The following is a 21,334-nucleotide window of genomic DNA, read 5'->3' as shown; positions in this document are numbered from 1 at the left end:
CCATGGTCTTGGCCCGCAGAGCACTGATCCGCTGAGCCCGCTCAACCATCCGGTGAGTCAACTGCCCAGCCCCATCTTGCGCATCAGCCAGCGACCCGATGCCCTCGCCACCGGTGACCTGCTCATAGATCTCCGCAGCAGTCAAAGGACCTTCGACAACCATCACTTCACCCCGCCCGCAGATTGTTCAAGACGGTGGCAGCTACTTGGTATGCTGCCGCGCACGGATCCTTCTTGCCAATGTTGGTCTCCGACAGGGCGATCGAGACGTCGACGACGTCTTGGTTACTGGTGCCGAGTGCAATGGCGCATTTGCCATTGCTTTCGCGCTGATCGACCAGGCCGTAGGCCACAGTGGGGTAGCCGTCAATGGGATCCATTGGAATGAACAGGGGGAACATTGTTTCTCGCTGCTCATAGATGGCGGTCAACCCACTCTTGTTCTTGGTGGCGTAGATCACCGCCACGGATGCCTGCGAGACTTTCGACGGGTGCCAGAAGCAGCCAGGACCGCCGTCGGCGTTCAGGTCTTCCCGTGACTGAGTGTCTGGCCCGAGCAACTCTGTGACCTGGACATCGGTAAGAGTTGTACAAGGTGCTTGCTGAAATCGGGCCGTGCTTACGCCATTTTCCACGGCAGGTACACCAGGACCGGGGAGCTGGCCGGCCGTACTGCTCTGCGTTGGCTTCGTAGCGTCGTTCGATGATGGAATCGCAGTACCCTGTTCGGGCGTCGAACATCCAGCGGCGAAGACCATCGAGATACCCAGTACGAGCGGTAACCGGCGGTTCACAAGCTGCCCCCAGTCTGCTTGATTTCAGTCTGATTGACATCCTCTGTGCTGGAGTATTTGCCCAGTGCTGCCTCGAACTTGGCGGCCATGGCTCGGCAGTAGTCCTCGCGTTCTTGGAGTGTGGTCATGAGTGCTTTACCCGACTGGCGAACCAGTTCGGCGTTTCCGCCACTGGCGTATTCCAAGCCAGGTCCCCGTGCGATAGCGATCACGCGCGCGTTGCCTTGGTCGTCTGCGAACTCGTTCGCCAGGTCGTTCCACTCGCGTGCGAGTTCCCGGAGGGTCTCGACGTCGTACTGGAACCCCGCCCCACCCCCGCCGGAACCCGAGCCAGGACCGGAGCCGTACGAGCCCGCGTGGGGGGTTCCGTTCGGCCCCGGTAGCTGCCAGTCCTTGCTCGGGTCGTAGACCTCACCCACGGCCCAACACCACAAACGCCACGTCAGCTCTCCCCTAGCTTGCACAGTGCTTCACCCCGAGCACCCTGCGTATCCGACGGCTCGAACCCTACCAGGGTTCCCCATCAGCTCAGCCAGGCAAGAAACCCCAGCTCAGGGGGCCTAGGGCGTCGGCGCGCAGGATGTGTGGCCCAGGATCACCTGGCCCGTCATGCCCGATGCCGGGAGGAAGTTGATGCGCAGCATCGTCAAGCCGATGCTGCCGTCGCCCGGGAGGTTCTGGATGTTGAACACCGCGTTCGCCAGCACCGTTCCGTTCGACTTCTTGAGCGGCACGACATACCCCACCGGGACCGGGTTCGGCGGGTTCGTGATTCCGCTCATGCCGCCGTACGTCCAGCCGGCGTTCGTCTGGGTGTGCGTTGCCGTGCAGGTCACCTTGAACGTCGACAGCTTGATCCGCGGGCCGCCCGCGCTCACCAGTGCCGACAGCTCGAAGTTCTTGCCCGTCGCCGTGGACGTCGTTGTCGTGGCGGACGTCTTCGGGTCCGTCACCGTCGTCGCGCAGGACGAGGTGCCGCCGCCGAACGTGATTCCGTTCTTCGACACCGTCTGGGCCGTCGCTGTCTTCGGGCCGCTCACCGAACACTGGCCCTGCACCGGCACCTTGATCGTCGCGTCACCCTTCGTGAACTCGGCGGAGCCGATCTGGGCCACGCCCGGCTGCGGCGCGGCCTGCGCCGGGACGCCCACGGCGAGTCCGGCCACCAACAGCGTTCCGGCGAGCCCCGCCCGCCTCGCGATTGTGCTGCGCATGTCGCTGCCTCCTTGCTGACCGGGAGAGCTGTCGGGTTCGGCAGTTCTTCCACGTCGTGAATATCCGCCTGTCCGACGCGTCCGTTGCGCCCGAAACCGCTGATCACCCCTTCGTGGATCACGAACCACCCGGTGGATAATCCTTCCGGTATCCGGATACAGCTCTGTATATTGACGCTCATGCCGACCTACCGCGTCCTCGTCCGGGGCAAGTTCGACCGGCCCGCGCAGGCCGTCCGCGAAAAGCTGCTCGCCCGCCTGACCTCGGACGACGTTGCAGGGCCCGTCTTCAGCGACGAAGGCTCGCTCACCTACAGTCACCACCTCGGAGGCTTCAGCTTCCGCGTCCAGGTCGACGTCGCATCGGGTGACGAAGCCCACGACCAGGGCGAGCTGATGGTCATGGAGCTGCTCGAGCGGGAGGGCTACCCGTACCGTGACCTGGTCGTCAGCTCGACCTGCCTGGACGACGTCAAGATCCGGCGCCGCTGACCCGCGTCGTCACCACGACGGCGCCGGTCAGCACCGTGCCCGCCAGCGCGCTGCCCAGCTCGCGGGTCATGCCCTGCAGGCCCGAGCCGACGCCGGCGCGTTCGTGGGGCAGCCCGCCGCGAGCACCACCGTGGCCGAGGCGTACCACGGATACGGCGTCGCACTGTCCGCTGCGGACAGTGCCGCCAGGCCGAGTGCGACGATCATCAAGCCGGACGCCGTGAGCAGGCGGGGGCGGACGCGGCCGGCCAGCGCCACCGTCACGCGCGGGCCGAAGAACAGCGTCACGGCCATCGGAAGCAACGCCAGGCCCGCCAGGAACGGCGAGAAACCCTTGCTGTGCTGCAGGTACTGGCCGTTGAGGTAGAACATCCCGACGAACGTCGCGACCAGCGCGAGGCAGTGCGCGAGCAACGCCGGGATCGCGAACAGCCGCGGGTCGAGCATCGGGTGCGTGATCCGCAGTTCGACCACGCACCCACGCGCCGAGCAGCAGCGCGGCCGCGGCGAACGCGCCCAGCGCCGGCGCTCGCCCAGCCCGCCGACGGCCCCGACGTGATGCCCAGCAGCGCCACCACGCCAGCCGTGAACAGCAGCGCGATCGGCCGCGGGTGGACCGGCGTGCGCGGCACGAACAGTCCACAAAGGATCAGGACGGCCAGCGCCGGCGGTGCGACGCCGAAGAACAACGCCCGCCACGAGCCCGTCTGCAGCAGCGCGCCGCCGCCGCCGACCAGGATGGCCAGGCTCGCCGGCATCACCGCGGCCGCGCCGACGCCGCTCAGCACGCGGCCAGCCAGCACCGGCGCGACGTCGTTCGCGCACCCGGACAACAGTGCGCCCGCGGTGAAGACGCCGAGTCCGGCCAGCGGGATTCCCTTGCGGCCGAAGCGATCCGCGGCCGCGCCCGCCGGGATCAGCAGGCAGGCGAAGACGACGACGTAGCTGTCGACGACCCACGGCAGCGCCGTCGGCGACGGGTGCAGCGGGCTCGCCGACAGCAGCGGCACGGCCAGGTTGATCGCCGCGACCATGCCGACGACCGTGACGACGCACAGCGCCATCAGTGTCGTGAGCAGGCCTTGCCGGACGCGGGGGAGGGTGTGTTCCAGCCGGTCAACGCTAAGCAGGGCTAAGTACTGCGTCCAGTGCAATCTTGACACCTAAGCTTTGCGTCGAACGCCTGGTCGAACGCGCTCGCGGCATGCTCCGCAACTCCGGCGAGTTCGACCTCGCGACGCTGCAGCGGACGTTCGTCCTGCGCGCCAACGACTCCCTGGTCAGCCAGCTCGGCCCCGGCCTGATCGCGGCGGCCCGCGCCGCCGCGCCCGGGGTGCGGCTGCGGTTCGTCGCGGAGGGCGAGGAGGACGTCCAGCCGCTGCGTGACGGCCGGATCGACCTTGACCTGGGGATGATCGACCTGCCGGACTCCCGAGATCGTCGTCGAACAGCAGCTCGCCGCGCAGCCGCACCTCGCGATCTCCCCCCGCGGCCGCACCGAAGCGCCGTTCGACGCCGTGCTCGCCGAGCGCGGGCTGAGCCGCGACGTCGTGGCCGTCGTCCCGACGCCGACGGCCGCGTTGAACATGTCCTGGCCTCGGACCTGGTCTGCCTGACCACCAGCGGCTTCGCGGCCCGCGTGACCGACGGGCGGCCGCTCCCGGTACCCGCCGACCTGCCCCTCCGGCCGATGGCGCAGGCGTGGCACCCGCGCTTCGCGAAGGACCCCGGTCACCGGTGGTTGCGCGCTCGGGTGCGCGACGCGGCCCCGACCGGCTGACGATGTCATGTTCGTCACCGTTTCCGCTGGACAGCGGGTAAACGGTGGCGCGGGGTAGCCACTACGCTCAGGGGAGAACCCGACCGGTGCACGAGTAGAGCGGAGCCGACGTGTCTGTGCCTTCCCCAGCCCCCGGGGCGGGATCCCTCCCCGCTGCGCCGGGTGGCGCCCTCGAGGACCTGCGCGCGTCGGTCGGCCTGCAGATCGCCGACGAAGCCCTGCTGCGCGCGATCGCCGCCGGGCTGGCCGACGTCGAGAAGCTGCTCCGCGACGTCGTCAGCAGTGACGTCCAGGCCGTCCACGACGCGGCGCTGCACCTGGTCGAGGCCGGGGGCAAACGCTTCCGTCCGCTGTTCACGCTGCTGTCCGCGCAGTTCGGGCCGAAGCAGGACGACCACGTCGTGATCGCCGCCGCCGCGGTCGAGCTGGTGCACCTGGCCACGCTCTACCACGACGACGTCATGGACGAGGCGGACATGCGCCGCGGCGCCGAGAGCGTCAACGCGCGCTGGGACAACACGATCGCCATCCTGACCGGCGACTTCCTCTTCGCCCACGCCTCGCGGCTGGTCGCCGACCTCGGCACGGACGCGGCGCGGATCATCGCCGAGACCTTCGGCGAGCTGGTCACCGGCCAGATGCGCGAGACCGTCGGCCCCGGACCGGGTGACGACGCGGTGGCGCACTACCTGACCGTGATCGCCCAGAAGACCGGCTCGCTGATCGCGACGTCCGGCCGCTTCGGCGGGATGATGTCCGGCGCCCCGGACGAGTACATCGAGGCGCTGCGCCGGTTCGGCGACATCATCGGCACGGCGTTCCAGATCTCCGACGACATCATCGACATCGCGTCGCCGTCCGACGAGCTCGGCAAGGCGCAGGGCACGGACCTGCGCGAAGGCGTCCGCACGTTGCCGATGCTGTACGCGCTGGCCGACCCCGGGACCGATCCCCGGCTGGTCGAGCTGCTGTCCGGCCCGATCGCCGACGACGACCTGGTCGAGGAGGCGCTGGCGCTGCTGCGGGTCAGTAGTGGACTCGAACGCGCACGCGTCACCCTTTCCGACTACGCTCAGCGCGCGCGTGCCGAGCTCACCGCGCTGCCCGCGTCACCCGCTCGTGACGCGTGCGAGTCGGTTGCCGCTTACCTGGTAGCGCGCACGCACTGAACTAGGGGCAGGGATAGATGTCCATTTTCGGACAGGTTTGGCTGTGGAGCCTGGCGGCTTTCTTCGTCGGGGCACTGCTCACCTGGCTGGTGCTGGTGCTACCGCTTCGCAAGAGCGTCCGCAAGCTGGAGAGCGCGCTGGCCCAGGCCCACGCCGACGCCGCGCGCACGCCCGCGAACGCCACCGGGCTGGCCGCGCCGGGTACTGAGGTCTACACGCGACCGGAGCCGTCCTACGACGAGAGCCGGTACAACGCGAGTCCGTACGAAGAGGCCCGGCCGCAGGAGACGTCGTACCCGGGGACACTGGTCGCCGCGTCGCCGGTGAACCGCGACGACGTCCACGACGACATCGACGCGGACTTCGCGGAGCTGGACTCGCAGGTGCCGCCGCGGACCCCGCCGGTGGACGACTACCGGCCGGAGCCGGAACCGGAAGACGTCTACCCGGCGTCCGCGACCCAGGTCATGGCGCCGGTCGCGGAACCGGAGCAGGACGACCCGTACCGCGCGGCCGCGTCGGAGTACCTCAGCCCGGAAGACGACGAGCAGTACGAGCCCGCGCCGGCGCTTTCGCAGCTGGAGCACCAGCTCGAGCCGGACACCGGTGGGTCGCTGTTCCAGCCGCCGGCCGCCGCGCATGCGGCCGACCCGGACTGGTTCGACCGCGAGCCGCAGTCGCAGCGCTCGGCGTTCGAAGAGCCGATGGAGCGCACCCGCTACATCGGCGAGCACCCGGGATCGGTCCGCAAGGAAGAGCCCCAAGAAGAGCTTCAGGACGACCTCTCGGACGACTTCGAGGACGAACTCCAGGACGACGAGACGCCGCAGTACGCCTTCGCCGGTGACGAAGCGGCCGGTGGCGACCTGGACGTGCCGCCGGAGACGCCGGCCGAGGCGACGCAGGTGCTGCCGAAGCGCCAGCCGCGCGGTGTGGTGCGGGGCGGTTTCGACTCGCCGCAGCCGATCCAGCCGTCGATGCGCACGGTCGAGCGCCGCGAACCCGAGCTGACCGGCGCGCACAGCGGCTCGCTGTTCGAGCCGTCGGTGCAGCCGAACCAGACGGCCGTCGGCGTTGCGCCGGACGCCCCGCCGCCCCCGCCCGCCCGCGAGTCGGCCGAGGACTCCGTCCCGCCCGGCCCGTTCGGCCCCGGTTCGGCGATGCCGCGACCCGGCGGCGGCCGGCCCAGCGACGGCTTCGAGGTGAAGGCGAGCGTCACGGCTTTGCGGTACTGCACCGACGAGTCCGAGCAGTTCCCGCGGATGGTGGCCGAGGTCTGGTTCCGCACGGCCGAGGACGCCGAGCGCGTCGGGTTCCGCCCGCTCACCTGAGTTCCTGATCCGTGAAGGCCGTCTCGCGAACCCGCGAGACGGCCTTCACGGCGTTTCAGGCCGCCTGGAACAGGACCAGCGCGGCGCCGCCGGGGTCGGTGACGACGACCAGCGAGCCGAACGGCAGATCCGTGCGCTCGCGCACGACCCGGCCGCCCAGCGCCACGGCCTTCGCCGCGGCGTCGTCCACATCGGACACCGGCGCGTAGGGCAGCCACTGCGGCGCGCGGTCGTCGTCCGGCGCGAGTTCGGTGAGGCCGCCCCACGGAGCTCCGTCCGCGGTGAACAGCGGTCCGCCGGACTCCCAGCCCAGCAGGTCGGCGAAGAACTTCTTGGTGCGGTCCACGTCGGACGTCCGGACGTCGAAGAATACGAAAGGTCGCATGACCTGAAACTTAGGACACGTGTCCTAATTCTGGCAACCCCCTGATGCTGTGAAGGCCCCCTTCCCGGCATCTTGAGCCGGTAAGGGGGCCTTCACGGACCTTGCAGCAGCGGTTACGCGACCGTCCAGGTGTCCTTGCCGTGGAGCAGGCCCCGCAGGTCCGGCTTGCGGGCCGCGCGGGCCTCCTCGACCTGGGCGCGGGCGCCGTCGTCGTAGGTCGGGCGCTCGACCTGGCGGAGGATGCCCGTCGGGACGTGGTTCAGGTTCTGGTCGCCGAGCCGGGACAGCGCGAACGCGTACGACGTGTCGGTGATCGCCGGGTCGTGCACGACGATGTTGTCTTCACCGATGTCGGCGACCTTCGCGACGTCCAGGCCGCCCCAGTCGCTGCGCTTGACGCCGAACTCCTGGTTCGGGCCGAAGCGGATCGGCTCGCCGGCACGCAGCGGGATCAGCCGGGCGGCGGCCTCGTCGGCGTCCTTGAGGACGTCGAACGCGCCGTCGTTGAAGATCGGGCAGTTCTGGTAGATCTCCACCAGCGCCGACCCGCGGTGCTCCGCCGCGGCCTGCAGGACCTCGGTGAGGCCCTTGCGGTCCGAGTCCATCGCGCGGCCCACGAACGACGCCTCGGCGCCGATCGCCAGCGACAGCGGGTTGAACGGCGTGTCCACCGAACCCATCGGGGACGACTTGGTGACCATGCCCGGCCCCGACGTCGGGGAGTACTGGCCCTTGGTCAGCCCGTAGATCCGGTTGTTGAACAGCAGGATCTTGATGTTCACGTTGCGGCGCAGCGCGTGGATCAGGTGGTTGCCGCCGATGGACAGCGCGTCGCCGTCACCGGTGACGACCCACACGGACAGGTCCGGCCGCGTGGTGGCCAGGCCCGTCGCGATCGCCGGCGCGCGGCCGTGGATCGAGTGCATGCCGTAGGTGTTCAGGTAGTACGGGAACCGCGACGAGCAGCCGATCCCCGAGACGAACACGATGTTCTCGCGCTTGAGGCCGAGGGTCGGCAGGAAGGACTGGACCGCGTTGAGCACGACGTAGTCGCCACAGCCGGGACACCAGCGGACCTCCTGGTCCGACTTGTAGTCCTTGGCCTTCTGCGGTTCGTCGGTGGTGGGGACGAGATCCAGCCCGCCGGTGGTGGGCAGTCCCAGGTCTATCGCGGTCACTTCACGGCCTCCGTAGCAATGCCGGTGATGATCTCCGAGAACAGGTTCTGCAGCTCTTCGGCCTTGAACGCCATCCCGGCGACCTTGGTGTGCGAATGGACGTCCACCAGGTACTTCGCGCGCAGCAGCAGGGAAAGCTGACCGAGGTTCATCTCCGGCACGACGACCTTGTCGTAGGCGCGCAGGACGTCGCCGAGGTTGGCCGGCAGCGGGTTCAGGTGCCGCAGGTGGGCCTGGGCGATCGGCATGCCGAGCTTGCGCACCCGGCGGCACGCGGCGCCGATCGGGCCGAAGCTGGAGCCCCAGCCGAGCGCGAGCACCCGGGCCTTGCCACCGCTCGGGTCGTCGACCACGACGTCGGGGACGTCGATGCCGTCGATCTTCGCCTGCCGCAGCCGGACCATCTTGTCGTGGTTGTCCGGGTCGTAGGAGATGTGCCCGGTCCGGTCGGCCTTCTCCAGCCCGCCGATGCGGTGCTGCAGGCCGGGCGTGCCCGGGATCGCCCACGCGCGGGCGAGCGTCTCGGGGTCGCGGACGTAGGGCCAGAACTCGCCGGAGTCGTTGTCCGAGTTGGGTTCGGTCGCGAACTCGACACGCAGGTCGGGCAGCGTCTCGACGTCCGGGATCAGCCACGGCTCGGAGCCGTTCGCGATCGCGCCGTCCGAGAGCAGCAGCACCGGCGTGCGGTACTTCAGCGCGATCCGGGTGGCCTCGACGGCCGCGTCGAAGCAGTCCGCCGGCGACAGCGGCGCGACGATCGGCACCGGCGACTCGCCGTTGCGGCCGAACATCGCCTGCAGCAGGTCGGCCTGCTCGGTCTTGGTCGGCAGGCCGGTCGACGGGCCGCCGCGCTGGACGTCGATGACGACCAGCGGCAGCTCCATCATCACGCCGAGGCCGATGGTCTCGGACTTCAGCGCGACACCCGGGCCGGACGTCGAGGTGACGCCGAGCGCGCCGCCGTAGGACGCGCCCAGTGCGGCGCCGATGCCGGCGATCTCGTCCTCGGCCTGGAAGGTGAGGATGCCGAAGTTCTTGTGCTTGGACAGCTCGTGGAGGATGTCCGACGCCGGGGTGATCGGGTAGGTGCCGAGCAGGATCGGCAGGCCGGACTGCTGCCCGGCGGCCACGAGCCCGTACGCCAGCGCCGTGTTCCCGGTGATCTGCCGGTAGGTGCCCAGCGCCAGCTTCGCCGGGGCGACCTGGAACGTCGTCGCGAACGACTCGGTCGTCTCGCCGTAGTTCCAGCCCGCGCGGAAGGCCAGGATGTTGGCCTCGGCGATGTCCGGCTTCTTCGCGAACTTCTCGCGCAGGAACCGCTCGGTGCCTTCGGTCGGCCGGTGGTACATCCACGACAGCAGGCCGAGGGCGAACATGTTCTTGCAGCGCTCGGCGTCCTTCTTGCCGAGGCCGGTGTCGGCGAGCGCGCCCTGGGTCAGCGTCGACATGGCGACCCGGTGCACCTGGTAGGGCTCGAGCGTGTCGTCGTCCAGCGGGTCGGTGGCGTAGCCGACCTTCGTCAGGTTCCGCTTGATGAAGTCGTCGGTGTTGAGGATGATCGTGCCGCCGCGCGGCACGTCGGCGACGTTCGCCTTGAGCGCGGCGGGGTTCATCGCCACCAGCACGTCCGGCCGGTCGCCGGGCGTGAGGATGTCGTAGTCGGCGAAGTGCACCTGGAACGAGGAGACGCCGGGGATCGTGCCCTGCGGGGCGCGGATCTCGGCGGGGAAGTTCGGCATCGTCGACAGGTCGTTGCCGAACGCGGCCGCTTCGGACGTGAAGCGGTCGCCGGTCAGCTGCATCCCGTCACCCGAGTCGCCCGCGAACCGGATGACCACCCGGTCCAGCTTGCTGATCTCGGTGGGCCTGGTCGCGGCGAGCGAGCCGTGACCAGCGCCGTTGCCGTTCGCACTCGTGCTCATGGGTCAGGGATTCCCTCTCTCCCGACGTTGCGGCCTTCGGTCGCTCTGCCCGGTGTCATGACAGTCGGGACACCAGGCCCTATCACGAGGTTAGCTCGCCCTTGACCACGATGTTCCCAGTGTCCCGAGTCCCGGACGACCTCTTCGCTGCGCTAGTGGTTCTTCTCTGCTGGTCCGACAAATACCTGTAACCGATGGTAACGGTTAACTGTCACGAGGCGTTGTGACGCGCATCTCCCGCGTCACGTCCACGTGGTGAGAACTCACGGGCCGGACCGGATCCGGGCCCGCATCGCCGCCAGCCGCTCGGCGAACTCCGGGGACGCCAGCGACGTCAGCTGCGGCTCGATCTCGACGTCCACGGCGTCGGCGTGCGCGGCCAGCGAGGCGGTCGCCCGCAGGCTGCGCTTGGTCGCCAGCAGGGCCTCGCGCGGCGCGGCGACGGCCGGCGCCGCGAGCTCCCGCGCGGCGGCGAGCAGGTCGTCGTGCCCGCCGTCGACCACGCGCAGGGCCAGCCCGGCGCGCACCGCCGCCTCGGCGTCCAGGGGCTGCCCGAACAACGTCATGGCGGCGGCCTGCTGCGGGCCGGCCAGCCGCTGCGTCATCCACGTCATCCCGCCGCCGGGGTGCAGGCCCAGCTCCAGGAACCGCGCGACGAACTTCGCGCGCGGCCCGGCCAGCCGGACGTCCGCGGCGAGGGCGAGGTTCAGCCCGGCACCGACGGCCGCGCCGCCGACCGCGGCGATCGTCGGCAGCGTGCAGCGCGCGACGGAGAGAAAGCCTTCGTAGATGGCGCGCAGGCCGGCCTCGTCGGCCGCGCCCAGCGCGGAGAGGTCGGCCCCGGCGCAGAACGCCGGCGGAGTTCCGGTGACCACGACGACGTGCACCGACTCGTCCCGCTCCGCGGCCGCGACGGCGTCCGCGAGCTGCGAAGACAGCGCCAGGGTCAGCGCATTGCGGCTGCCGGGCGCGTCGACGGTCAGCAGGGCGACGCCGCCCGCGTGCTCGCTGACGATGCTGTCGGTCATGGGAGTAAGGGTGGCACGAGGCGGTCGTCGCCTTGCTCGGGTATGACTGGAGGGATGGGGGAACTGGTCGGAGCCCTGGTCCGGGGGTTCATCGTGCTGGCGGGAAACGTCCTGACGATGATCGACACGGCCGAGCTCTTCGGCGCCCGCCGCCGATCGGCGCGCCGGAAGGCGTTGAGCCGAGGCGAGCAGGCGAAGATCCCGTGCGTCCTACGCGACCCGACCCTGACGGACGGCCGAGAACAGCAGGGCAGGCTCCTCGTGGGGCCGGGCCGCGTCCAGTGGCTGGCCCCGGGACGGCCACCAGTGCTGTTCGAGCCGGGAGAGCTGACGATGCAGGCGGTGGACGAGCAGGCGATCACGTTCAACGCGGGCCGCACAGAGCTGCACCTGCACCCGGACGAAGCCCCGGCGGTGCTCCGAGCCCTGGGCAGCTGAGCTGCCGAAACTGTCGGTACCCGCCACTACGCTGGAAGACGGGGGGCGCCGCCCCGCGCAGTTTCGCGCGACCGGCCTTCGAGCAGCCAAGAGGCGCGATCGGTCGCCGCTCCCAGGCCTGGCGAACGGCGGATTTCGGTCAGTGGACGCTTCCGTGATCTTCGCGCTGCCGGCGACCGGCCGCGTCACGCCTCCGGCGTCGGCGGGCGTTCGAGCAGCCGGGACAGCACGACCGTCGACACCGTCCGGTCCACGATCTCCAGCCCGCGCAGCCGCTCCAGCGCCGTCTCCAGGTGGTGGATGTCGGCGGCCCGCAGGTGGACGATCGCGTCCGCCGCACCCGAGACCGTGTATGCCGCGACCACCTCGGGCAGCGGTTCCAGCCGCGCGCGGATGCGGGCCGGTGTGATGTTGCCCTGGCACGTGACCTCGACGAACGCCTCCGTGCCCCAGCCCAGCGCCTCCGGGTCGACGACCGCGGTGAAGCCGCGCAGGATGCCGGTTTCGAGCAGCCGGTCGACCCGTCGTTTGACCGCCGGCGCGGACAGCCCGACGACCTTGCCGATCTCCGCGTAGCTCGATCGGGCGTTCGCCACGAGGCACGAAACGATTCGCTGGTCGATGGTGTTCACACGCAACACTTAGCACAGTTGCGCGCAGCGAACAGCGATTGATTGCGAGTTTCGGCCTCGCTTACCCTGCTTTCATGCAGGGATCACAGCCCTTGGCCGCTCGCGTACCGACCACCCGCCGATACCTGATGTGCCCGCCGCGGTTCTTCGCGGTGGACTACGTGATCAACCCCTGGATGGACCCGACCCAGCCGGTCAGCGCCGACGTCGCCGTCGCGCAGTGGACCGAGCTGCGTGACACCTACCGCCGTCTCGGCCACACCGTCGAGGAGATCGACCCGCAGCCGGGGCTGCCCGACATGGTCTTCGCCGCGAACTCCGGCACGGTCGTCGACGGCCGCGTCCTCGGCTCGCGGTTCCGCGCGCCGCAGCGCACCGCCGAGGCCGAGCACTTCCGCCGCTGGTTCGTCGAACACGGCTACCGCGACATCACCATGCCGGAGAAGATCAACGAGGCCGAGGGCGACTTCGCCTGGACCGGCGGTCTGCTGCTGGCCGGCACCGGTTTTCGCACCGACCCGGCCGCGCACGCCGAGGCGCAGGAGGTCCTCGGCGTCCCCGTCGTCTCGCTGAACCTGGTCGACCCGCGCTACTACCACCTCGACACGGCGTTGTTCGTGCTCGCCGAGGCGACCGACACGACGCGCGCGCAGATCGTCTACTACCCGGCGGCGTTCTCCGCGGGATCACGCCGCGTGCTCGAGCGTCTGTTCCCGGACGCCGTCCTCGCGACCGCCGCCGACGCCGAGTGCTTCGGGTTGAACGGGGTGTCCGACGGCCGGAACGTCGTCCTCCCCGTCGAGGCCACTCGACTGGGTGAACTGCTCGCCGAGCGCGGGTACGAGCCGGTCTACGTCGACATCTCTGAGCTGCGGAAAGCCGGCGGCGGGCCGAAGTGCTGCACGCTGGAAATCAGGAAAGGCTGATTGCCGGAAAAAGGGTGTAACTCACCCGTTTGCTTCCGCGATTAATCGGGGTAACAGCTCGACTACTCGCGGTGGCAGGGGGTGGAAGCGGTGGCGGTGAACTTCGCCATGCACGGGATCGGCCGGCCGGCTCGCCAGCTCGAGCCGGGGGAGAACGAACGCTGGGTGACGGTCGAGCAGTTCGACCGCATCCTCGACGCGGTCGAGGAACGCGCGGACGTCCACCTGACCTTCGACGACGGCAACGAGTCCGACGTCGAAATCGCGCTGCCCCGGCTCGTGGAGCGCGGGCTGACGGCGGAGTTCTTCCCGCTCGCCGGCCGTCTCGGGCAGCGCGGCTACCTCGACCACGACGCCCTGCGCGACCTGGCCCGTGCCGGCATGGAGATCGGCTCGCACGGCTGGGAACCACGCGACTGGCGCCGCCTCGACGACCGCCACGCGCGCCGGGAACTGACGGACGCCCCGAAGCTGCTGGGCGACCTGTGCGGCCGGCCGGTGCGGCGGTACTCGCTGCCGTTCGGCGCCTACGACCGGCGGGTGCTGGACCGGTTGCGTGAGGCGGGCGCGACACGGGTGTACGCGAGCGACGGCGGCGAGACCAGCCGCGACGGGTGGCTGCAGCCGCGGACGGAGCTGCGACACGACCTCGACCAGGAGTGGCTGGACGGCGTGCTGTCCGGCGGCCGCAGGCGGGGACAGTGGATGCGACGGCTGTTTCGACGGGCAGACGGTTAGTCGGTATAACCGTCAGCCCGTCTTCCCGGTGGTCGGAACACGGCCCGGACCGGTTATCCGCGGCCGCGTCCGGTGAGCAGCGTTTTCGTCAAGTCTCGCCGGATGCTGGGAAATTCTCGTACCTCTGGGTCTTGAACCCGTCACCGTCCGGGGTGCATCCTGTGTGCTCGCCGCCGTAAGGAAAGTTTCCTAACTAAAGGGAGCACCAGGTATGCGGAAACTGATCCTGCTCGCGACCATGGCGCTGGCCGCGGCCGTGATGCCCTCGGCTCTCGCGTCGGCCGCCCCGGCTCCGGCTCAGGCCACCTCGGCGCAGACCGCCGCGGCGCCGGCCGCCGTCGAAGCCGGTCCGACCGCGGCGCAGCTGCTGGCCAAGACGAACAGCTGCACCCAGATCTCCAACGGCAAGTACAAGACGGACGAGGACGTCTCGGCCAAGACGGTCGCCGTCTGTGACGCCAACGGCGCGGTCTTCTGGAAGGCCGACATGGACATCGACTGCGACGGCCAGCGCACGACGCAGTGCAACGAGGACACCGACTGCTGCTACCAGGACGACACGGCGTTCCACCAGTCCGACGGCAAGCCGCTCAGTGCCGCGAAGCTGCCCTACATCGTCGTGCCGAGCTCGAGCAGCATCTGGAAGTACACCTCGTCGCAGTTGAAGGGCGGCGGCTCCTGCGCGGTGATCTACAACGGCAAGATCGAGTACGCGGTCATCGGCGACACCGGCCCGACCCAGATCATCGGCGAAGCCTCCTACGCGACGGCGAAGGATCTCGGCATCAACCCGGACCCGTCCAACGGCGGCACCGACTCCGGTGTGACGTACATCTGCTTCAAGAACTCGACCGTCTCCCCGATCGAGAACCACGCCAATGCGATCAGCAAGGGCGAAAGCCTCGCCACGACTTTCGTGAACAACAACTGACGCACGGCACCGCACGACACAGCCGGGGCCGATCCGTACAAGACACGGGCCGGCCCCGGCTGCTGTGCTGGGTCCATGAGCGAACTGCTGAAGCTGGCCAACATCGGCCCGGCGATGGTCCGCGACCTGACCCGGCTCGGCATCACCGAACCCGTCCAGCTCGCCGGGCGCGACCCGGTTGAACTGTACGAACGCCTCTGCGCCACCGACGGCCGCCGGCACGACCCCTGCGTGCTCGACACCTTCATGTCGGCGGTCGACCAAGCCGACGGCGCGCCGCCCCGGCCGTGGTGGACGTACACCCCGGAACGGAAACGGCTTCTCGGGGATCTTTCCGGGGGCCGCTGACGAGAACTGCGCCGAACGCGTTGCCCGTCCACCTGCAAGATGCAATTCCGGGGCGAATCGAGACGCGATTCTTACCGGAAAACTGTTGCGCCTCACGGCCGTCTCACGCATTACCCCGTTCGCGGCCCTCGCGGTAACGATCCAGGGGGGCTCGCCGACCAACTCATGGGTCGCGTGGGAAAAGCGGAGGTTTGGCGTGAAGATCAGTGTCTTCGGGCTTGGTTATGTCGGGTGTGTCTCCGCCGCGTGCTTGGCGGGGCAGGGGCACCGGGTGGTCGGCGTGGACGTCAACCCGGTCAAGATCGACCTCATCACCGCGGGCAACGCCCCGGTGGTCGAGGAGCGGATCGGCGAGCTCACCGCCGAAGTCGTCGCGAGCGGGGCGCTGAGAGCCACGACCGACGTCGCGGAAGCCGTCGCCGACAGCGAGATTTCGCTGGTCTGCGTGGGTACGCCGTCGGCGCCGAACGGCAGCCTCTCGACGGTCTACCTCGAGCGCGTCGCCGAGGAGATCGGCGAGGCGCTCGCGAAGAAGACCGAGCGGCACACGGTCGTGTTCCGCAGCACGATGCTGCCCGGCACCTGCCTGGACCTGCTGGTCCCGATCCTGGAGAAGGCCTCGGGCCGCACGGCCGGCGTCGACTTCGGTGTCGCGGTGAACCCGGAGTTCCTGCGCGAGGGCAGCAGCGTCCGCGACTTCTTCGACCCGCCGAAGACGGTGATCGGCGAGTTCGACGCGCTCAGCGGTGACGCCGTCGCGGCGCTCTACGAAGGCCTGCCTGGCGCCGTCTTCCGCGTGCCGATCCCGGTCGCGGAGATGACGAAGTACGCCGACAACTCCTTCCACGGTCTCAAGATCGGGTTCGCGAACGAGCTCGGCTCGATCTGCCGCGCGCTCGGCCTCGACTCGCACCAGGTGATCGACGTCTTCCTCGCCGACACCAAGCTCAACATCAGCCCGGCCTACCTCAAGCCCGGGTTCGCGTTCGGCGGCTCGTGCCTGCCGAAGGACCTGCGCGGGCTGGTCTACGCCGCGCACCGCGCCGACGTGAAGGTGCCGATCCTGTCGCACGTGCTCAGCTCCAACGAAGAGCACCTGCAGCGGGCGTTCGACCTGGTCGCGCGCACCGGCAAGCGCAAGGTCGGGCTGTACGGGCTGTCGTTCAAGCCGGGCACCGACGACCTGCGCGAGTCGCCGCTGGTCGAGCTGGCCGAGAAGCTGCTCGGCAAGGGCTACGACCTGAAGATCTACGACGCGAACGTCAGCCTTTCGCGGCTGATGGGCGCCAACCGCGAGTACATCGAGGGCCGGCTGCCGCACCTCGGTTCGCTGCTCGCCGGGTCCGTCGAAGAAGTCATGGACCACGCCGACGTCGTGATCGTCGGCTGCAAGGACCCGGACGTGCTGGCGGCGCTGCCGCACGGCGGCGACCGGGTGCTGATCGACCTCGTCCGCCTGCCCGACGCCGAGAAGCGTCGCCTTGAAGAGGGATACGCCGGCCTTGCTTGGTAAAACACAGTCTGGTAAAGCGCTCATCTTGGTTGAAAACCTTTCCGTGCCCTTCGACCGGCGCGTCTGGCAGGAGTCCACGACCCTGCGCGACGCCGGCTGGGAGGTGCACGTGATCTGCCCGCAGGGCACGAAACGCGACACCGAGGCCGAAGCCGTCATCGACGGCGTCCACATCCACCGCTACCCGCTGAAGGCCGCGACCGGCGGCCCGGCCGGGTACCTGCAGGAGTACGGCAGCGCGCTGTGGCACACGCTGCGGCTGGCCCGCAAGGTCGGGCCGGTCGACGTCGTGCACGCCTGCAACCCGCCGGACCTGCTGTACCTGGTCGCGAAGGTGCTCAAGCGGCAGGGCGCGAAGTTCATCTTCGACCAGCACGACCTGTGCCCCGAGCTGTACCTGTCGCGCTTCGACCGCGGGCAGGACCTCCTCTACCGCGGGGTCTGCGCGCTGGAACGCGCCACCTACCGGGCCGCCGACGTCGTCATCTCGACGAACGAGAGCTACAAGCAGGTCGCCCGGATCCGCGGCGGCAAGCGGCCCGAAGACGTCTACGTCGTGCGCAGCGCCCCGGTCGTCGAGCGGTTCCACGAGGTCCCCGTCGAGCCCGAGCTCAAGCAGGGCAAGCCGTACCTGCTGGCCTACCTCGGCGTGATGGGCCCGCAGGACGGGGTCGACTACGCCCTGCGCGCGCTCGCGAAGCTGCGTGACGACGTCGGCCGCACCGACTGGCACGCGGTGTTCGTCGGCTCCGGCGACGCCTTCGACGACATGGTCGCGCTCTCGGCGAAGCTCGGGCTGGCCAACCAGGTCGAGTTCACCGGCCGGATCTCGGACGAGGACCTGGTCCGGTACCTGTCCACCGCCGACGTCTGCCTGTCGCCGGACCCGCTCAACCCGCTCAACGACGTCTCCACGATGAACAAGGTCATGGAGTACATGGCGATGAGCAAGCCGATCGTTTCGTTCGAACTGCGCGAAGCGCGCGTATCGGCCGGCGACGCCGCGGTGTACGCCCCGGCGAACGACGAAGCGGAGTTCGCGGTCCTGGTTTCGCGGCTGCTCGACGACCCCGAGGAGCGGGTCAGGATGGGTAAGCTCGGCCAGGTCCGGGTCGCGGGCCCGCTGTCCTGGGAGAACTCGGCGAAGGCCCTCCTCGCCGCGTATGAGCACGCACTCGGTTCCTGATCGCCGTTCGGTCAAGAAGTCACCGGACGTGTAACCAATGGTCCCGGCCGGACGACGGATCGGGTAACCGGCCGATCCACTGAAGCCGTTCGGCGTACTCGCCCCAGGAATGGAGATCCCGCCGGTGACTGACGACACGGTGCGCCTGAGCCTGATCGGGCAGGTTCTCCGCCGGCGCTGGCGGCTGCTGGTCGCCCTCGCCGTCCTCGGAGCGGCGGTGGGCGCCGGCGCCTCCGTCCTCTTCTCGCCCGGGTACCAGACCTCGTCCAGCGTCCTGCTGCAAGGACCGCGCCAAGCGGACGAGCTGCTCACCCAGGCCGAGGTCGCGACCAGCTCGGTCGTGCTCGACCGCGCCGCCGCGCAGCTGCAGTGGCACCCGACCGGCGCCGACCTGAAGAAGCAGGTCACGGCGTCGGTGGCGAATGGCAACGTCGTCACGATCACCGTCTCGGCGGACACCGCCGAGCACGCCCAGCAGCTCGCCGACCAGGTCGCGCAGCAGTTCGTCAAGTACTCCGGGCAGCTGGCGAGCAACTCGGCGGACGCCTCGGTGCAGCTGGCCCAGGAGCAGCGCGAGACGCTGCGCCAGCAGGTCCAGCTGACCACGCAGAAGATCAGCGACCTCGCCAAGACCGTCGGCGGGGACCTGACCGTGGAAAGCGTCCAGGTCCGCACGCAGCTCGAAGGCCTGCGGACGTCGCTGGAGCAGGCGATCAACGACCTGAACCAGGCCGACCTCGCGACCGGCGTCGGCAACACCGTGGTGCTCGGTCCGTCCGAGCGCCCGGCAGGCCCGGCCGCCCCGACGATGACGCAGCTGGCCGCCGGTGGCGCGGTGCTGTTCTTCCTCGTCGGCGTCTTCGGCCACCTCTTCACCGCCCGCGCCGACCGGCGGCTGCGGGGTGAGCCGGAGATCGCGTCCGCGCTCGGCTCGCCGATCCTCGCCGGCGTCGACGTCCCGACGCCGGAGGGCGACCGCCTCCCGGCTACCGGCCTGTACGGCAAGGTGCGGCGCCTGCTCGGCGGCGACCGGCCGTGGGTGCTGCCGCCGGTGGCGACCTCGGCCGACGACGTCAATCGCGACATCCGGTACCGCCGGGTGCTCGCCAGGCTGGCCACCGGCCCCGCCGACATCCTGCTGCTGATCGCCGACGACGACGAGACGGCCCGGCTGGCCGCGACGCAACTGGCCACGCTGGCCGACCGGATGTCGCTGCCGCTGCGCATCCAAGAGGTCACCCCCGGCCGCCCGACCGTCCCGGACGCCGGTGGGAGCTCCGGGGTGCTGGTCGTGCTCAGCACCGCCAGCCGCACCGCGTGGGAGCTCGTCTCGCTCGCCGAGGCCTGCTCGGAAGCCGGGCGGGAGATCGTCGGCGCGGTCCTCACCCATCCCGTCCGACCGCGTGAGCCGGTCGCCGAACCCGTGGCGGAAGCCCCCGAGAAAGCCTTGGCAGGTTCGGCGTGACGACTACAAGCGAAACTCCGGCTGCTCCGCTCGTCGATCTCCAGCGGCTGTTCGTCACCATCCGCCGTCGCAAGCGGCTCTGGCTGGCCACGGCGCTGCTCGGGCTGATCGCCGGGGCCCTGGTCGCGATCCTGCTGCCGGCCCCGCCGACCGCCGTCGCCAAGGTGATCGTGGTCCACCAGGACGACTCGCCGACCGACAGCGGCACGCTGATGCGCACCGACGTCGCGGTGCTGTCGACGACCCAGATCGCCGAAGGCGCGCTGAAGAAGCTCAACAGCACCGAATCGTCCGAAGAGTTCATGAAGAACTATTCGGGCCTGCCCGTGACGAACAACGTCATGCAGATCACCGTCAAGGCCAAGAGCGACGGCGAGGCTGTCGCGCAGGCGCAGGCGCTGGCCGACACGTTCATCGCCGACCACGTCGAGCGCAGCCAGGCCGCCGCGGCCGCGCAGTCGAAGGCCATCCTCGACCAGCGCAAGAACGCCCAGGACGAGCTGACGAAGGTCGACGCGCAGATCGCGGACGAGACCGGCAAGGGCCGCAACGCGAACGCCAGCACGCTCGAAGGCCTCTACGGCCGCCGCGCCGCGCTCGCGTCGCAGGTTTCGGACTTCGACTCCCGCGCCCAGCAGGCCGGCATCGGCAGCCCGCAGGTTGCGGCCGGTACCCAGATCGTCGACGCGCCCCGCGCGCTGCCCAAGGCGTTCCTCAAGACGACGGCGACCAACGCCGGCATCGGGTTCGCGCTGGGCCTGGCGCTCGGGATCGCGTTCGCCGCCGTCGGCGCGGTCTCGCGCGACCGGCCGGTGCTGCGCCGCGAGATCTCGACGCACCTCGGCGCGTCCGTGATCGCGCAGCTGCCGTCGAAGCGCCGCGGGCCGTCCCGGCTGTGGCGCCGCTCCCGGGCCGTCTCCGAACGCCGTCGCGTCGCCACGACGCTGGTCCGCGCGATCCAGAAGGACATCACCGAGGTGTCGCTGCTGGAGCTCGGCGCGCCGGGCATCACGGCCGCGCTCGCCCTCGACGTCGCCGAGCAGCTCGGCGAGGACGGCCGCGCGAGCGTCGTCGACGACCTGCCGGGCGAGGACGTCCGGAAGCTGGCGGCCGAGACCCAGAGTGAGGTCGTCGTCCTGGGCGTCGGCGACCCCGACGCCGAGCCGGGCGAACGCCGCGTCGGCGTCGGCACCATCTCGCCGGGCACCGCGTGGACCGACCTGGAGCACCTCGGCGCGGAGACCGTGCTGGTCGTCAAGGCCGGGCACGCGAACACGCTGTGGCTGCACACGGTCGCGCGGCAGCTGGCCGACCAGGAGATCTCGATCCTCGGCGTGGTGCTGGTCGACCCGGACCCGCGCGACAAGTCGGACGGGACGCTGTGGGACGGCCTGCACACCGCGTTGCGCGGCCGCGCCGGGCTGACACCCGCGGCACCGAAGGTCGCCGACGTCGAGCGCGAGGACCGCATCGACGAGCTGGCCGCCCGGGTCGCCGAGCGCGTCGCGCTGGTGGATCCGCCGACGCGCAAGTTCGCGCCGGTCCGGCCGATGGTCCCGCAGGTCGCCAAGCCGCTGCCGCCCAAGGCGCCGAAGCCGGATCCGAAGCTCCCGGAACCGGGCAAGGTCAGCGTTCCGCACGCGGACGCGCCGACGAAGAAGTTCGCCCCGGTCAAGCCGAAGCGGCCGACGCCGTTCAAGCGCGACCATGGCGAGCCGACACACCAAGGCGAACTGAACGCCGAGCTCGAGTCCGAAAAGAGCGCTGTGACAAGCGGGGCTTCGCCCCGGACCGGGGGCTTCGCCACCCAGACCCCCGAAAAGAGCGCCGAGGTCTCCTGACCTCCGCGCGCCGCGACGAAGGG

At 69.9% G+C, this 21,334-nt stretch carries 22 protein-coding genes and 1 pseudogene; 13 read left to right on the top strand and 10 right to left on the bottom strand.

The features are described from left to right. Positions 1–167: 167 nt before the first annotated feature. The 3 genes from OG570_RS08360 to OG570_RS08350 form a co-directional block, all read right to left on the bottom strand. Complete coding sequence (locus tag OG570_RS08360) at positions 168–758, bottom strand: DUF3558 domain-containing protein (RefSeq protein WP_326956146.1); 591 nt, start codon at positions 756–758, stop codon at positions 168–170. 32 nt (positions 759–790) lie between these two features. Next, complete coding sequence (locus OG570_RS08355; protein WP_326956145.1) at positions 791–1,213, bottom strand: hypothetical protein; 423 nt, start codon at positions 1,211–1,213, stop codon at positions 791–793. 141 nt (positions 1,214–1,354) lie between these two features. After that, complete coding sequence (locus OG570_RS08350) at positions 1,355–2,008, bottom strand: hypothetical protein (RefSeq protein WP_326956144.1); 654 nt, start codon at positions 2,006–2,008, stop codon at positions 1,355–1,357. A gap of 180 nt (positions 2,009–2,188) precedes the next feature. On the opposite strand from OG570_RS08350, the gene OG570_RS08345 reads away from it, so the two are divergent. Next, positions 2,189–2,500: a DUF6204 family protein gene (locus tag OG570_RS08345; protein WP_326956143.1), complete on the top strand. Its 312-nt coding sequence runs from the start codon at positions 2,189–2,191 to the stop codon at positions 2,498–2,500. Positions 2,501–2,566: 66 nt separating this feature from the next. Here OG570_RS08345 and OG570_RS08340 read toward each other — a convergent pair whose 3' ends face one another. Together OG570_RS08340 and OG570_RS48250 are read right to left on the bottom strand one after the other, a co-directional pair. Next, positions 2,567–2,974, bottom strand: a complete 408-nt coding sequence (locus tag OG570_RS08340; protein ID WP_326956142.1) for a hypothetical protein — start codon at positions 2,972–2,974, stop codon at positions 2,567–2,569. Positions 2,975–3,291: 317 nt separating this feature from the next. Further along, a pseudogene (locus OG570_RS48250) lies at positions 3,292–3,534 on the bottom strand (MFS transporter); the annotation flags it as partial. A 122-nt stretch (positions 3,535–3,656) separates the two neighbouring features. Between OG570_RS48250 and OG570_RS08330 the strand changes: the two are divergent. The 3 genes from OG570_RS08330 (at position 3,657) to OG570_RS08320 (ending at position 6,780) form a co-directional block, all read left to right on the top strand. Next, positions 3,657–4,280 carry a hypothetical protein gene (locus OG570_RS08330; RefSeq protein WP_326956140.1) on the top strand — a complete coding sequence of 208 codons (624 nt, stop codon included), beginning with the start codon at positions 3,657–3,659 and terminating at the stop codon, positions 4,278–4,280. Positions 4,281–4,396: 116 nt separating this feature from the next. Further along, positions 4,397–5,449 (top strand): polyprenyl synthetase family protein, encoded by a 1,053-nt coding sequence (locus OG570_RS08325; RefSeq protein WP_305879382.1) that lies wholly within the window; start codon positions 4,397–4,399, stop codon positions 5,447–5,449. A 17-nt stretch (positions 5,450–5,466) separates the two neighbouring features. Next, on the top strand, positions 5,467–6,780 hold the full coding sequence (locus OG570_RS08320; protein ID WP_326956139.1) for a sunset domain-containing protein: 1,314 nt from the start codon (positions 5,467–5,469) through the stop codon (positions 6,778–6,780). Positions 6,781–6,835: 55 nt separating this feature from the next. Here OG570_RS08320 and OG570_RS08315 read toward each other — a convergent pair whose 3' ends face one another. The 4 genes from OG570_RS08315 to OG570_RS08300 form a co-directional block, all read right to left on the bottom strand. Next, positions 6,836–7,165: a VOC family protein gene (locus OG570_RS08315; RefSeq protein ID WP_326956138.1), complete on the bottom strand. Its 330-nt coding sequence runs from the start codon at positions 7,163–7,165 to the stop codon at positions 6,836–6,838. A gap of 113 nt (positions 7,166–7,278) precedes the next feature. Next, positions 7,279–8,343, bottom strand: a complete 1,065-nt coding sequence (locus tag OG570_RS08310; protein ID WP_326956137.1) for a 2-oxoacid:ferredoxin oxidoreductase subunit beta — start codon at positions 8,341–8,343, stop codon at positions 7,279–7,281. Continuing rightward, entirely contained in the window at positions 8,340–10,265 is a 1,926-nt protein-coding gene (locus tag OG570_RS08305) for a 2-oxoacid:acceptor oxidoreductase subunit alpha (RefSeq protein WP_326956136.1), read from the bottom strand. The genes OG570_RS08310 and OG570_RS08305 overlap by 4 nt, the downstream gene beginning before the upstream one ends. Before the next feature lie 263 nt (positions 10,266–10,528). Beyond that, a complete protein-coding gene (locus tag OG570_RS08300) occupies positions 10,529–11,293 on the bottom strand; it encodes an enoyl-CoA hydratase (protein ID WP_326956135.1) in 765 nt (254 codons plus the stop codon). Between the two features lie 54 nt (positions 11,294–11,347). Between OG570_RS08300 and OG570_RS08295 the strand changes: the two genes are divergently transcribed. Then, the gene (locus OG570_RS08295; protein WP_326956134.1) at positions 11,348–11,731 is read left to right on the top strand and encodes a hypothetical protein; all 384 of its coding nucleotides are present in this window, start codon (positions 11,348–11,350) and stop codon (positions 11,729–11,731) included. A gap of 185 nt (positions 11,732–11,916) precedes the next feature. Here OG570_RS08295 and OG570_RS08290 read toward each other — a convergent pair whose 3' ends face one another. After that, on the bottom strand, positions 11,917–12,363 hold the full coding sequence (locus OG570_RS08290) for an Lrp/AsnC family transcriptional regulator (protein ID WP_247015250.1): 447 nt from the start codon (positions 12,361–12,363) through the stop codon (positions 11,917–11,919). Between the two features lie 74 nt (positions 12,364–12,437). Between OG570_RS08290 and ddaH the strand changes: the two genes are divergently transcribed. The 8 genes from ddaH (at position 12,438) to OG570_RS08250 (ending at position 21,311) form a co-directional block, all read left to right on the top strand. Next, the gene (ddaH, locus tag OG570_RS08285; protein ID WP_247060380.1) at positions 12,438–13,289 is read left to right on the top strand and encodes a dimethylargininase; all 852 of its coding nucleotides are present in this window, start codon (positions 12,438–12,440) and stop codon (positions 13,287–13,289) included. A gap of 108 nt (positions 13,290–13,397) precedes the next feature. Beyond that, entirely contained in the window at positions 13,398–14,027 is a 630-nt protein-coding gene (locus OG570_RS08280) for a polysaccharide deacetylase family protein (protein WP_326951744.1), read from the top strand. 211 nt (positions 14,028–14,238) lie between these two features. Continuing rightward, the gene (locus OG570_RS08275; RefSeq protein WP_326945943.1) at positions 14,239–14,958 is read left to right on the top strand and encodes a glycoside hydrolase family 75 protein; all 720 of its coding nucleotides are present in this window, start codon (positions 14,239–14,241) and stop codon (positions 14,956–14,958) included. Positions 14,959–15,033: 75 nt separating this feature from the next. Continuing rightward, positions 15,034–15,306 carry a helix-hairpin-helix domain-containing protein gene (locus OG570_RS08270; RefSeq protein WP_326956133.1) on the top strand — a complete coding sequence of 91 codons (273 nt, stop codon included), beginning with the start codon at positions 15,034–15,036 and terminating at the stop codon, positions 15,304–15,306. Between the two features lie 196 nt (positions 15,307–15,502). Next, the gene (locus OG570_RS08265) at positions 15,503–16,819 is read left to right on the top strand and encodes a nucleotide sugar dehydrogenase (RefSeq protein WP_247060383.1); all 1,317 of its coding nucleotides are present in this window, start codon (positions 15,503–15,505) and stop codon (positions 16,817–16,819) included. A 43-nt stretch (positions 16,820–16,862) separates the two neighbouring features. After that, a complete protein-coding gene (locus OG570_RS08260) occupies positions 16,863–18,005 on the top strand; it encodes a glycosyltransferase family 4 protein (protein WP_326956132.1) in 1,143 nt (380 codons plus the stop codon). Between the two features lie 109 nt (positions 18,006–18,114). After that, positions 18,115–19,470 (top strand): exopolysaccharide biosynthesis protein, encoded by a 1,356-nt coding sequence (locus tag OG570_RS08255; protein WP_442788255.1) that lies wholly within the window; start codon positions 18,115–18,117, stop codon positions 19,468–19,470. Beyond that, entirely contained in the window at positions 19,467–21,311 is a 1,845-nt protein-coding gene (locus tag OG570_RS08250; protein ID WP_326956130.1) for a Wzz/FepE/Etk N-terminal domain-containing protein, read from the top strand. Before OG570_RS08255 ends, OG570_RS08250 begins: the two co-directional genes overlap by 4 nt. Positions 21,312–21,334 lie beyond the last annotated feature (23 nt).

This window comes from Amycolatopsis sp. NBC_01286, from assembly GCF_035982555.1.
Lineage (GTDB): Bacteria > Actinomycetota > Actinomycetes > Mycobacteriales > Pseudonocardiaceae > Amycolatopsis.
The sequence above is the reverse complement of the archived record's forward strand: the minus strand, read 5'-3'. Positions and strand labels throughout refer to the sequence as shown.

Bases quoted from the DNA above. Each gene is read 5' to 3' on its own strand.
- OG570_RS08360 (WP_326956146.1), bottom strand. From the start codon at position 758: ATGGTCTTCGCCGCTGGATGTTCGACGCCCGAACAGGGTACTGCGATT.
- OG570_RS08350 (WP_326956144.1), bottom strand. From the start codon at position 2,008: ATGCGCAGCACAATCGCGAGGCGGGCGGGGCTCGCCGGAACGCTGTTG.
- OG570_RS08345 (WP_326956143.1), top strand. From the start codon at position 2,189: ATGCCGACCTACCGCGTCCTCGTCCGGGGCAAGTTCGACCGGCCCGCG.
- OG570_RS08320 (WP_326956139.1), top strand. From the start codon at position 5,467: ATGTCCATTTTCGGACAGGTTTGGCTGTGGAGCCTGGCGGCTTTCTTC.
- OG570_RS08315 (WP_326956138.1), bottom strand. From the start codon at position 7,165: ATGCGACCTTTCGTATTCTTCGACGTCCGGACGTCCGACGTGGACCGC.
- OG570_RS08305 (WP_326956136.1), bottom strand. From the start codon at position 10,265: ATGAGCACGAGTGCGAACGGCAACGGCGCTGGTCACGGCTCGCTCGCC.
- OG570_RS08300 (WP_326956135.1), bottom strand. From the start codon at position 11,293: ATGACCGACAGCATCGTCAGCGAGCACGCGGGCGGCGTCGCCCTGCTG.
- OG570_RS08295 (WP_326956134.1), top strand. From the start codon at position 11,348: ATGGGGGAACTGGTCGGAGCCCTGGTCCGGGGGTTCATCGTGCTGGCG.
- ddaH (WP_247060380.1), top strand. From the start codon at position 12,438: ATGCAGGGATCACAGCCCTTGGCCGCTCGCGTACCGACCACCCGCCGA.
- OG570_RS08280 (WP_326951744.1), top strand. From the start codon at position 13,398: ATGCACGGGATCGGCCGGCCGGCTCGCCAGCTCGAGCCGGGGGAGAAC.
- OG570_RS08275 (WP_326945943.1), top strand. From the start codon at position 14,239: ATGCGGAAACTGATCCTGCTCGCGACCATGGCGCTGGCCGCGGCCGTG.
- OG570_RS08270 (WP_326956133.1), top strand. From the start codon at position 15,034: ATGAGCGAACTGCTGAAGCTGGCCAACATCGGCCCGGCGATGGTCCGC.
- OG570_RS08255 (WP_442788255.1), top strand. From the start codon at position 18,115: ATGGAGATCCCGCCGGTGACTGACGACACGGTGCGCCTGAGCCTGATC.